An 11,365-nucleotide genomic window follows, 5' to 3' on the forward strand; every position below is an offset into this window, starting at 1 on the left:
AAATATAGTAATACGGGGATGATGACCAGCTTTTTCGGAACGGCTCCAGGTGGATTATCCGCCATGCCTGGGATTGCAGAAGAGGCAGGGGCGAATACGGCTGTCGTCAGCATTATTCAAACCATGCGTGTATTTTTAGTGATCCTAATGATTCCGTTGATTGCTTCTTTATCAGCTTCGGCCAGTGGAAACTCAGCGAATCATGTCCCCATTCCTGTACTGACTGAACCGGAATTTAAAATCGGGATGTTACTTTGGACTTTTGCACTTATTGGATTTGCCTATGCAGGCTATCGGTTGATCAAATATTTACGGTTTCCTGCTCCATGGCTGATTGGAAGCATGGTGGGTGTTGCGATTGCTCAATCTCTTGGTTCGTTCTTTATAGGCAGTGACATCATTTCATGGTGGCCACATGAAGTAATCATTTTATCGCAGATTATGATTGCAGCCAGTATTGGCTCCCGTTTTCAGAAAAGCATGTTTATCGGTTTAAAGCGGACGATTATGGTGTCCTTCTTTAGTACAGTTGGTCTCATTTTTTCGATGGTTATTTGTGCTATTTTAGTGGCTAAGATAACGAAGATCTCACTTATAACCTCTATCCTTGCATTCGCACCGGGCGGAATTGCTGAAATGACGACAACTTCTGTTGTCCTCCATGGAGACTCGACCTTTGTCGTAGCGGTACAGGTTCTTCGAATCCTCATTATTTGTGTGATCTTGCCGCAGTTTTTTCGATTGTTAAATTATCTTGAGCAGAAAAAACATTTTTTGTCTAAAACATCCGTTTAGGTCCAGTGGGTCAGTCCCCCTCCACATTAAAGCATTAATTTATTGGGGGACTGACCCTAATATTACTGGAACCTCCAATAACCATTCAACATTTCAAAAAAGTGACTTTGATTCGTGTCAGTAAGGTTTACTAAAAAAGGGGTCTCCCCTTTTTCTTTTAATGTCTTAGCAGCTGGGCCGTCTCCTATTGGTGTACAAAATAATAAATTAGTTCTGTTCAATTCTAGGACTCTACAACGTGCATTGATTTCAGTATCAATATACTCCTCACCTAGTTTAGGGCTAAACAATTTGCTCCAAATTTCTATAGTTTTATCCAAGTTATTTACGACAAAACCAACACTTTCCAATTTTGGTTGGCCAAATATGTGGGACCCTATGAGTCTTTGTTCCTCTAAATCCGAATACCTTTCTTCATCTGATTTCTCCCATTGAATAAAAAATGGTAAAGAAACCTTGTTTTCCGCGTATTCAGGGAATAACAATGACCACCTGATTACTTGACCATCAGCACGAACTCTCTCTCCAGTTAGCGGCCCATATACTGTAAGTCCTTCTTCTTTAAGTTTTATTGCTAGTTCTTCAATTTGATTTGTTCGGATCGCTACTTTCGCAGGACCTTCCCGACTTTCTGTTGCTAGCTGTTGAACGATTTGCGTAATCAATCGATTTTCATCATGTTTTTCAGCTATTGATAAATTTTCAATTCCTAAAAATTCAATATAACTTAAGCCAAAATAGGTTAGGGTATTATATGTTCCCCAAGATTCATGACGGCCACCCTTTACAACATGAAGTCCTCTTTGTTTTAACGGTGAAATTGCTTCCTCTGGTTTCTTAATGAACCAAACAAGGTGATCAAAGAAAAATTGCATTATAGTACTCCTTTCTAAGTATAAAATATCAATCAAAAATTGAGCCATTAAGGCTTGCTATTTAATTGATTGATCTCAAAAACTGCCTGTTCAGCTGACTGAAGTGCACCTTCAAGATGTCCGCTACATTGAGAATTCGTCTCTGTACCAGCAAAAATAATTTTCTTTTCCCATACATCTTCTACTGGTGGTGGACCCATCCACATTTTAACTTACCAAAAAGTTGCACTTTTTACTAAATTTATCTTTTAACAATTGCATACTTTGCTTCTAATACCTTAGATTCCTTTTTGATAACAAATAAGAGCTATGCTTCTTTACAAAGCTTAGCTCTTTTAAAGTAATGATAATTTTATATTAAATTACTTAAACATTCCTTTTATTGACTTCAATTTTTCTAACCCAACCTCTTTTTTCTTCAACATAAAAACCTACTTTGCCTCCAAAAATCTAATTTAACAAATAACTTTTTTGTGTGAATACGTTTATCTTTCTGCTGTCTCCAACAAATCAAATGGTTATGAGTTGTATTCAAAGAAAATAAGACCATTCAGATATTACTTCATTGTAATGATTGTAGTGAAATCTTAAAACAACGAGTACAAGCATTGGAACATAAAGATGTAATAAATAAAAAACCAACTTTTCTTTGAAGGAGGTTTATATATGAGTATATTTGCGAATATCATCTGTAAATTTAAAGGTCACGTGTATGAAGAAATAAATCAGAGACCCGATGGATGGGGATATATCGCGACTTGGTATCGATGTAACAGATGTGGTGATGAAACAGTAGTCACGAAGCGAGAAGATGAAAAATAATGGCAGGGCCCACCTGCCCTCTTTTTAATTTCACGAATTATAAAAGTGGTTTTCTAATAGGTTTAAAAATATCTGATAAAAACAGTTGATGTTTGACAGGGATTAGGGGTCAGTCCCCCACACATTAAAGCATTAATTTATTGGGGGACTGACCCTAGATTCCGGAAACAGTTCTGATAACCTTTTTATTTTTCCATCGACATCTTTAAATACAATGTGCTCACGAGTGAATTTACGGGGACTATCAATGCTACAAGCCGCGGCTAAGGCAAACAAACCTTGTCGTACATTAATAATATAGTTCATGACTCGCCATTTCTTTTCCTCTGGTACAAGCGCTTCTTGATATTTTGGATTTGTTGTGGTTACACCCGCAGGGCATTTACCAGTATGGCATTGAAGAGCCATAATACAGCCGTTAGCAATCATAAATCCTCGCGCAGAGTTCACGGCATCAGCACCGATTGCAAGGGCGATAGCAATTTTATCGGCTGAAATTAACTTTCCTGAAGCAAAGATTTTCAGCTTGTCTCGCAGACCAAACTGGTTGGCCTTATCGACAACAGCAATTAAAGCTGGAAATAAAGGAAGCCCCATTGAATCTGCCATTGATTTGAAAGTAGCGCCTGTTCCGCCTTCTCCCCCATCAACCGTAATAAAGTCCGGGTAAATTCTAAGATTATTCATGGCCTCGAAAAACCCATCTAAACTGGAAGGATATCCCACGACGATTTTGATTCCGACAGGTTTTCCACCTTCATCTTGCAGCATTTTAATAAACTGCAAGGTTTCGATTGCATTATGCAAAATTGGAAAGCGATTTGGTGAATTAATGGTCTTCCCCACTGGAACCTTACGAATGTTTGCTACCTTAGTTGTTACCTTCGACCCTTCCAGATGTCCGCCACGGATTTTTGCCCCTTGGCCGAATTTAAGCTCAAATGCTTTTAAATTCGGTTCCTGGGCTTTTAACCTAAATTCATTAATAGAAAACTTCCCCTCATCATCGCGAAAACCAAATAAACCAGGGCCAATTTGAGCGACCACATCTGCACCACTTTCTAAATGCTCTGGTGCAACTCCGCCTTCTCCCGTGTTAATCCATGAACCACCTGCCAAATGGCTGCCATGACCTGTTGAAAGGATATAGTTTTCACCGACTGCTCCGTAAGATGTGGCAGAGGCACCAAATGGCCCCCGAAGTCTCCATGGAAATTTCCGATCCTCGCCAACGATTATTGTCTCTTCTTCATGGTAAAGCCAACGGGTTGTTTGGTCCTTTTCAACCTTTTCATGACGAGTAAACAATCCTTCATGATCAATTTTATATTTCATTGAGTGGACTTTTTCTTGATTGTCTACCCTTAATTCTTCATTTAATAGTGGAAACAAACCATTCGCAATATAATACCCAGGCTGATCAAAGTCACGTTTGGAACCAAAGCTTAAAAGGTCACTTCGATATTTGGCAGAAAAAACAATCCCTAAAAAATCTGTTCGTGAAAATGGTTTGCCACTATTGTCATCATCAAACCAATATTGCCTGAATTCCGGGCCAATCTTTTCTAATAAGTAGCGCATCCATCCCAAATAAGGATGTGCTCTAATAATTGAATGCTGTGGTTTCTTTGCTAAAATATTTAACCACAAAAGCAAGGAAATCGGTCCTACAATAAACACAATCAATAGAAATATAAAAATAGTCCATACCATCAAACTATCCCCCTTTTCTAACAAATGTTGTGTTAAGATCTGCCGGACTAATGCCGGGCGATTATTTTTTCATTACTTATATGTATACTTACGACTTTCCTTTATATTGCCTAATATTTATCTTAGATTGTATCTTCTGAAGTTAAGCTTTTTGCTTGGATTAACCAAATCAGCCATTCTATGGGTATTAAATAGTAATCCTCACATAATTGAATTAAGTAATTAATTCTATTATTAATAGAACTCATTCCTTTCCTTTTTCCACGCAAATCTATTTTATATCCACAGAATCCGCCAAACTCACCTTGCGGATGGTTTTATAATTTTAATATCCTATACTCATATTCTAATTTTGATAGTGGCAGCTTATAAAGCTGTTAATCTTCTTTGATATATTCATTTAAAAATTTAGTTTACTGATAAGTTTTAGCCGCTTTTTTTTCATCGTTATTTCTGCAGGCATGAAATGTGGGGAAGTATTAGGGATTCGCTAGCTGATGTTATTTTAAGAACAAAGTCATCTATATGCGTCAATCGTTGCAACCAATCTAAAAGAACAGGAACCCCATTCAGCCAACTGAATTAGCTAAAGAATATCGTAAGATTATAAGTAGAACAATAATCTGCAATATATACGGTTTCACGATCTTAGACACACACATGAACTTTATAACTGTAGCAGCGTCACCTAAAGTCGTTTCCGATCGATTAGGACATTCGACAATTGGGACAACAATGGACAACATATACACACGTATTGCCTAACATGCAAAAAGAAGCTGCCCAGCAGTTTGAGCAGCTCATTAAGTAAATAATATGTGAGTTTGACTTCGTGTCCAATTATTTATTTTTTACGTATTGTTGGACAAAGAAACCTCTATTTTCAACTTCTAAAATAGTCTCTGAACCCTTGATATGATTGGTTTGGCGGGACTGAGTGTGAATCTAAACCACCTGACCTGGCACGCAGGTCTCAAGCAGTCTTGAAGTTTGCTGGCATTTTTTTTTCTAGTATCGCTGGGTACCCTGAAGTACTTATAAATCAAGGTTTCTTGCTACCTAGAGTTTTTTTATGATCTGTAATTTTAAAAATTTGGGCACCAAGCACGACACCACTCATGCACTTATTTCAGATGTTTTCAGAAATGATAGTTGCGCTCATTTGTATTATTTATTTTTTGTGAATAAACTTCTATTTGGATTGAGGGAACCAGCCATAATAAAAGCGCCACACACATAAAATACACCAGACATTCCTGCAATACTGGAAACGGCCCCTAACGACAGCGGAGCAATAATCTGTGTTAACTTATTAAACATTAGACGAAGACCAAGACCTTCTGCCACTCGACCTTGCGGCAATGAACTAATGGTCGAGAAAATAGAAAGCGGCTGCCCTATGCCTGAACAAAATCCAAGAACAAAGGCGAGAATACTTAGACCTATCACACTATCGACGAATGGATTTAAAATGTAAATAATTCCAGCTACAACGATTGATATTGTAATAATAACGTTTCGCTTCAAACGACGTACAACCCATGACAAGATGCTTCGAATTAAAATTCCTGCAGCTGCATTCAATGAGATAATGACACCAATTGCAAGAGTTGATACACCTTTTTCCGCTGCCAATAATGGAAAAAAAGCGATATATGCATCTTTCGCCAACAAAACAAGCGAGCTAACTAAGACCGCTTTGCGCAAATCTTGGATGCGTAGTAATTTAAAAGAATTCTCTTCTTTTTCCCCTTGATCGGCTGGTTCTAGTTTTTTCACCTGTAATTTTCTTAATAGAAAGGACGAAGGTACAGCTAATAAAATAACAAATCCCAAAATGAAGAAAGCATAAGTATTACTTAATAGATCTGAAAGTCCTCCACTAATCAGCGGGCCAACAAAGCTGCCCGCAGCAACCGCAATACTAAAAACAGAAATAAAGTATTCACGCAACTTACTTTTCGAAAATTGCCCGGCATACGCCTGTATCGACAGAACAAATATTAACTGAGCAAGACCGGAAAAAATTTGCGATATGTATATACCCGCTAGATTGTTGAATACCGCAAGAACGATCATTGAAAGACTACCAAACAGAATACCGAGAATTAGCGGGCTTCTTACCCCGATACGATCAATTATTTTCCCTGCTTTTATCGATAAGAACAAAGGTAAAAAAGAAAACAAGGCAACAATAATCCCAATTTCTGCATGGCTGGCACCTAAATCTCTCGCGTAAAGCGGAATAAGGGGGCGACTTCCCGCAATCGTAATCATAAACAAACATACACTAATAAACACAGCGTAACGATCATGCCTATTTTTCATCTCAATCTACTCCTTATCTCTTATTTACCATACAAGAAAAGGCTGACTTATACATAAGAGTAAGTTTACCTTAAATTTTTAAGCGACATATAATATATACATATAATGAAAAAAGGACAAACTCACTAAAAAGATGAAGTCTGTCCAAATCAGGTAGCTTAATAGATAATACAAGAGAAATCCATTTTTATGGGCAAGTTCATGGATGTATTAGAGTCTCTTTTTTTGAATTTGTTAAAGTTAATCAAATTTTATCCAACATCCTGAGTAATACTCAAAAGCTCAACCACGTCTATAAGTTTGATATAAAGATGTTCCTTTTGGCAAGGAGATATGAGCGCTCCCGGCTTATAGTGTATATAAATTAAATAGATAGCACTCCGAACAAAACTCCGACAATGGTCATGACCAGTGCTGTCCCTAACGCATACTTGGCTGAAAAGCGAATATGGTCACCTATATCAATACCAAGAAGCCCTACTAGTACGTAAATAGAACCTTGAAGGGGGCTCAACAAGTGAAACGGCTGTCCCAATAGAGAAGCCTGCCCTATTTCAATTGGTTGAATTCCAAAGTGTGCAGCAGTTTCCGCCATGATTGGTATAATCCCGAAATAAAAGGGAGCATTCGCCATAAAAAAAGTAAATGGCATACTTATTAATGCGACAATAGCGGTTAATCGAGGTCCAAGTGCATCTGGAATTACTGCAATTAGAACATCAGCGATAGCTTTAACGATTCCAGTGCCCTCTATAATACCGGAAAATACACCAGCTGCAAATATCATAGAGACAACAGTTAATATGTTCCCTGCATGTGCGTGCAACCGGTCCTTTTGGTCCTGCAAGTTGGGATAATTAACAATCATAACAATCGCAAATCCAAGCATGAATAATGCCGGTATCGGTAAGAAGCCTGCAATTAAAGCTGCCATTACTAAGATTGTTAAAACTAGATTAAACCAAAATATTTTTGGACGCTTTATAGATGAACCCATTCCTATGTCAAGAGTAGCAGCGACCTCATTGTTAAAATCTACATCAATATTGGTAACTCCTAACCGCTTACGTTCCCTACGTCCAAGAAAATAGGCAACAGCCAGAACCCATACCCCACCTGCAATCATAGAAGGAAGGATTGGAATAAGCATTTCTATTATATCTACATTTACTGCTGTAGCAGCTTGAACAGCCGGTCCTCCCCAAGGTGTTAGATTCATAACCCCCATCGCCAATGCGGGAATACAAGCTAAAATAAGTTTATTCATACCTAGACGGTTATACAATGGAAGAAATGCTGTTACTACAATAAGATACGTAATTGTCCCGTCACCATCTAGAGCAACTATCAATGATAAAACTGCCGTTCCAAGTACAATTTTTAAAGGGTCACCACCCACCATTTTCAAAATTTTCAATACTAGTGGATCAAAGAATCCTGTATCTATCAACACACCAAAATAAAGAATGGCAAAAATAATCATAATAGCAGTTGGAGCAATTTTCTCGAGGCCCTCCAACATCATTGGTCCTAAATCGGTAAAACCGCCAATTAATGCAAAAACGACCGGAACTATGGTTAGTGCGTTGAAGGCTGACAAACGCTTACTCATGATTAAATACATAAAGACCACAATCATTGCAAATCCCATAAATGCTAGCATTATATACTTCCTCCATATTTCGTTGAATTCCTTAGATTACATGTCAGTTTTCAGCAGATAATCCTTCTAAAAGTTAACATCAATAGTAAACATAAAGAAGCATTCAAGGCATAAAGTGCCCAATGACCTCACGCTCATTTGTAAAGGCTTTCAAATGTAACAGGCTGAAATCTTCTTACATATGCAAAACTAAAATACATGCCGGGCTTTTATTACTATAAAAATATTAAATTTAATAGACTTAATCAAAGGAATCATTAGCAAAAAGTTATAGAAAACAGAACGATTATGATTGTTACTTATACCTTATTCTAGATACATAATCAATCTAATACAATTCGTATTTTCCTTCCATTTATTTGAATAATTGTTTAGCCATAATATTTTCCGTCTCTATATTCTTTAACCCAACGGTTCACCATTTTGGGGCAAAGCTCATAGTGACGTGCAATATTTGCTGCATTACCTTTGTTAATAGCTTCTTTACAAACTTGTATTTTAAACTCTTTTATATATTTTATACGTATCATGATTTCAACTCCATAAATTGAACTACAACGTTTTTTTTAATCATGTTTTATTTATGAAAACAAATGTGCTAGACGTTCTTCAATCCTTTTAGGGGATTTAATTATAGAAAAGATTCCCCGTCATTTGCTTTACACTAAATTTAAAGGTTGTTGCGTTAATTTTCCAGAAGGATCAAAATGTAAAGAAACGTCGGGGACACGCCTCTAGTAGATTCCCAATGAATTTTAGATAATAGTCCTGTTTCTTGAACTTATTAACTGGGGTGAAAATGGATAAATCACGGAATTTCTTGTTTCGAATCACGTCCTGTATCCAATTTGCCATCTTCACAGCAGAAAAGCGTTAGAACTTTATAATGCTTTTCTGCTATGTTTTTTAGATATAATAGTAATATTTACATTCTTTAATTTAATAGTGTAATTTTTACTACATGCCTAAACACAAAATTCCTTTACTACTTAAGATTTATATACATCATCAATAATCTCACAATTTTTCTTCATTAGTGTTTCGTCTACCCAATCTCGGTTTGCAGATCCGTCTATGGCTGCCTGTAATTTTTTATGATCATTGGCGGATACAATCTGTGCATCTTTTAGAATTTGTTCGGCATCATTTTTAGGTATTATAATAACACCGTCAGAATCACCTAGGACAATATCCCCTGGACTAACATGAATACCCCCACAGGCAATCGGAACATTAATTTCTCCCGGACCCTCTTTATAAGGACCTCCTGGTGTCGTTCCCGTTGCATAGACTGGTATAGTCATTTTTGAAATCTCGTTAATATCACGAATCGGTCCGTCCAATACTAATCCGGCAATTTCTTTCGTGTGTTCCGCGTAGGAAACCATAATCTCTCCCATTAGAGCTTGTGTACGGTCACCCTCATTCGAAACAATAATAATATCACCTTCAGAAGCCATATTTAAAGCTTTGTGCAATAAAAGGTTATCTCCTGGACGCGCTTTTACTGTCAGAGCTATACCAACCATTATTCCATTGTTAGGATTGGACATTAGTTTAATTTCTGAACTTAATGCACTTAATCTTCCCATGCAATCTGCAACATTCGCCGCCGGAATTGTTTTAAAACCTTCTATTATATTTTGATCCGGTAACTCTCTCTTCAAAAATACCCTATTTCCAACACTCATTCTTTTACATTCCTCTCTTTATAAATTTTTAACCAACATTTGGTCTAATTGTTCTACCGCTTCAAGTTCATCGGGACCTTCAGCAGTAATAGTAATCCGTGCTCCTGGCTTTAGCCCTAGACTCATGATGCCCATAACACTTTTGGCATTTAGCTTTTTATTTCCCTGAAGAACAAATATATTTGATAAAAATTTGTTAGCTTCTTGTACAAAAAGTGCAGCTGGGCGAGATTGTAAACCTGTCTTTAATTTCACAATTACATTTTTCTGAATCATCATCTATCCCCCCTCATCTCTTAATTTAAGGGTTTTACAATTAAGACTAAGAGTGATAAATAGCTTTAGTATCAAATACATTTCAATTAAAGTTCTATCAAAATTACAAACTATTATTAAGATATCAAGTCTTGCTCCTTACAAGCTGTTATTACATCCAACCAGCTTTCGGGGGTCTTTCCTTGGAACTTTTCTTTTAAATTTATTTCTGCCAACAATTTAAGTTTATCTTTAGCTGCCCTACTCATCACGGAACTCAAATTTGAGGATTCTAGCATTTCTATCGACCCTTCTAATTCAATCGATCTTCTTAATGCATGAATAGAAGTTCCAGTTACCAAACGATTCATAGTTTCTTCAAATGTTTTTGCATTCATGGTTTCACTTATAGAGTTAATGACTAGTTCTTCCACATTAAACTCACTAGCAGCTTCTAACATTTCAAGCAAAAGAGCAGGTAAGCCTTTCATAAAGATGCTGCGAATTAGTTTCACGGCAGATGCATCTCCCGGATTTTCACTTACTTTCGTAATATTCATGCCATATGGAGACATAAAATCAATAAAAGCGTCCGTTCCCTCACCACTTGCTAAAATTGGTACTTTATGTTTATAAACTGGCAAAGGCCCCATCATCGCTGCATCAACGAAATATGCTCCTTTCTCCTTGATATTATCATTAATATTTCGCTTAACATTTGGGCTTGAAGCAGATACATCGATATACACATGTTTGTTTTTTAGATATGGTTTTAATGTCTCACTAACCTCGTATGCTTTATTTGCAGGCACAGCGACAACTAGGATATTGATTTCTTCCAAATTGAATAAACATTCTAACGAATTTTCCAGTTTAACTTGTGCTTGTTCTGCTCGTTCATGGACAAGTTTTCCGTACACAGGGTGATTCCAGAGCGAATCATATGCGGCTATTTTTTCCAACCCATGTACTTTTAGTCCAGCCGCCATTTCGAAAGCTGCTTCTCCAAACCCTATAAACCCTAATTTCATTCTGATATATCCTCCCTCTTTTACTACAAAAGCTTCTGATTTTGGTTTTCATTACTTTAATTCAGGATCCTCATTTTTAGGCGTTTCTTTTTGTATAACTAATAGCAAAATAGCAAATGGACATTTTACCTAATTCAGAGGAAAATCCTACATGCTTATAAACTTTTCCTAAAATAATATGCTATTTAATGT

11 protein-coding genes are annotated in these 11,365 nt (G+C 36.9%); 2 read left to right on the plus strand and 9 right to left on the minus strand.

Annotation, left to right across the window (positions count from 1 at the left end; all coding sequences use genetic code 11):
- The coding region (locus tag V7659_RS18540) for an AbrB family transcriptional regulator (RefSeq protein ID WP_335541283.1) at positions 1–795 on the plus strand (795 nt) is incomplete at its 5' end.
- Between the two features lie 62 nt (positions 796–857).
- On the opposite strand, the gene V7659_RS18545 is transcribed toward V7659_RS18540, so the two are convergent.
- On the minus strand, positions 858–1,670 hold the full coding sequence (locus tag V7659_RS18545) for a VOC family protein (RefSeq protein WP_335541285.1): 813 nt from the start codon (positions 1,668–1,670) through the stop codon (positions 858–860).
- Between the two features lie 47 nt (positions 1,671–1,717).
- The gene (locus tag V7659_RS18550; RefSeq protein WP_420491364.1) at positions 1,718–1,870 is read right to left on the minus strand and encodes a hypothetical protein; all 153 of its coding nucleotides are present in this window, start codon (positions 1,868–1,870) and stop codon (positions 1,718–1,720) included.
- 466 nt (positions 1,871–2,336) lie between these two features.
- Between V7659_RS18550 and V7659_RS18555 the strand changes: the two genes are divergently transcribed.
- A complete protein-coding gene (locus tag V7659_RS18555; RefSeq protein WP_335541286.1) occupies positions 2,337–2,492 on the plus strand; it encodes a hypothetical protein in 156 nt (51 codons plus the stop codon).
- Positions 2,493–2,624: 132 nt separating this feature from the next.
- Here V7659_RS18555 and V7659_RS18560 read toward each other — a convergent pair whose 3' ends face one another.
- The 7 genes from V7659_RS18560 to V7659_RS18590 all read right to left on the minus strand — a co-directional run bounded on the left by V7659_RS18560 (position 2,625) and on the right by V7659_RS18590 (position 11,173).
- Positions 2,625–4,205: an FMN-binding glutamate synthase family protein gene (locus V7659_RS18560; RefSeq protein WP_335541287.1), complete on the minus strand. Its 1,581-nt coding sequence runs from the start codon at positions 4,203–4,205 to the stop codon at positions 2,625–2,627.
- Between the two features lie 1,167 nt (positions 4,206–5,372).
- A complete protein-coding gene (locus V7659_RS18565) occupies positions 5,373–6,533 on the minus strand; it encodes an MFS transporter (protein ID WP_335541288.1) in 1,161 nt (386 codons plus the stop codon).
- 364 nt (positions 6,534–6,897) lie between these two features.
- The gene (locus tag V7659_RS18570; RefSeq protein ID WP_335541290.1) at positions 6,898–8,196 is read right to left on the minus strand and encodes a CitMHS family transporter; all 1,299 of its coding nucleotides are present in this window, start codon (positions 8,194–8,196) and stop codon (positions 6,898–6,900) included.
- A 371-nt stretch (positions 8,197–8,567) separates the two neighbouring features.
- A complete protein-coding gene (locus V7659_RS18575) occupies positions 8,568–8,726 on the minus strand; it encodes a helix-turn-helix domain-containing protein (RefSeq protein ID WP_335541291.1) in 159 nt (52 codons plus the stop codon).
- 459 nt (positions 8,727–9,185) lie between these two features.
- Entirely contained in the window at positions 9,186–9,887 is a 702-nt protein-coding gene (locus tag V7659_RS18580; protein ID WP_335541292.1) for an RraA family protein, read from the minus strand.
- Positions 9,888–9,905: 18 nt separating this feature from the next.
- Positions 9,906–10,163 (minus strand): HPr family phosphocarrier protein, encoded by a 258-nt coding sequence (locus V7659_RS18585; protein ID WP_335541295.1) that lies wholly within the window; start codon positions 10,161–10,163, stop codon positions 9,906–9,908.
- 116 nt (positions 10,164–10,279) lie between these two features.
- Positions 10,280–11,173 carry a DUF1932 domain-containing protein gene (locus V7659_RS18590; protein WP_335541294.1) on the minus strand — a complete coding sequence of 298 codons (894 nt, stop codon included), beginning with the start codon at positions 11,171–11,173 and terminating at the stop codon, positions 10,280–10,282.
- Between the last annotated feature and the right edge of the window lie 192 nt (positions 11,174–11,365).

The organism is Neobacillus drentensis (assembly GCF_036966985.1).
In the GTDB taxonomy this organism is placed as follows: domain Bacteria; phylum Bacillota; class Bacilli; order Bacillales; family Cytobacillaceae; genus Neobacillus; species Neobacillus drentensis_E.

What these genes read in the sequence shown, in the direction of transcription:
- V7659_RS18570 (WP_335541290.1), bottom strand. Translation starts at nt 8,196, where the DNA reads ATGCTAGCATTTATGGGATTTGCAATGATTGTGGTCTTTATGTATTTA.
- V7659_RS18545 (WP_335541285.1), bottom strand. Translation starts at nt 1,670, where the DNA reads ATGCAATTTTTCTTTGATCACCTTGTTTGGTTCATTAAGAAACCAGAG.
- V7659_RS18585 (WP_335541295.1), bottom strand. Translation starts at nt 10,163, where the DNA reads ATGATTCAGAAAAATGTAATTGTGAAATTAAAGACAGGTTTACAATCT.
- V7659_RS18555 (WP_335541286.1), top strand. Translation starts at nt 2,337, where the DNA reads ATGAGTATATTTGCGAATATCATCTGTAAATTTAAAGGTCACGTGTAT.
- V7659_RS18550 (WP_420491364.1), bottom strand. Translation starts at nt 1,870, where the DNA reads ATGGGTCCACCACCAGTAGAAGATGTATGGGAAAAGAAAATTATTTTT.
- V7659_RS18560 (WP_335541287.1), bottom strand. Translation starts at nt 4,205, where the DNA reads ATGGTATGGACTATTTTTATATTTCTATTGATTGTGTTTATTGTAGGA.
- V7659_RS18565 (WP_335541288.1), bottom strand. Translation starts at nt 6,533, where the DNA reads ATGAAAAATAGGCATGATCGTTACGCTGTGTTTATTAGTGTATGTTTG.
- V7659_RS18590 (WP_335541294.1), bottom strand. Translation starts at nt 11,173, where the DNA reads ATGAAATTAGGGTTTATAGGGTTTGGAGAAGCAGCTTTCGAAATGGCG.
- V7659_RS18580 (WP_335541292.1), bottom strand. Translation starts at nt 9,887, where the DNA reads ATGAGTGTTGGAAATAGGGTATTTTTGAAGAGAGAGTTACCGGATCAA.
- V7659_RS18575 (WP_335541291.1), bottom strand. Translation starts at nt 8,726, where the DNA reads ATGATACGTATAAAATATATAAAAGAGTTTAAAATACAAGTTTGTAAA.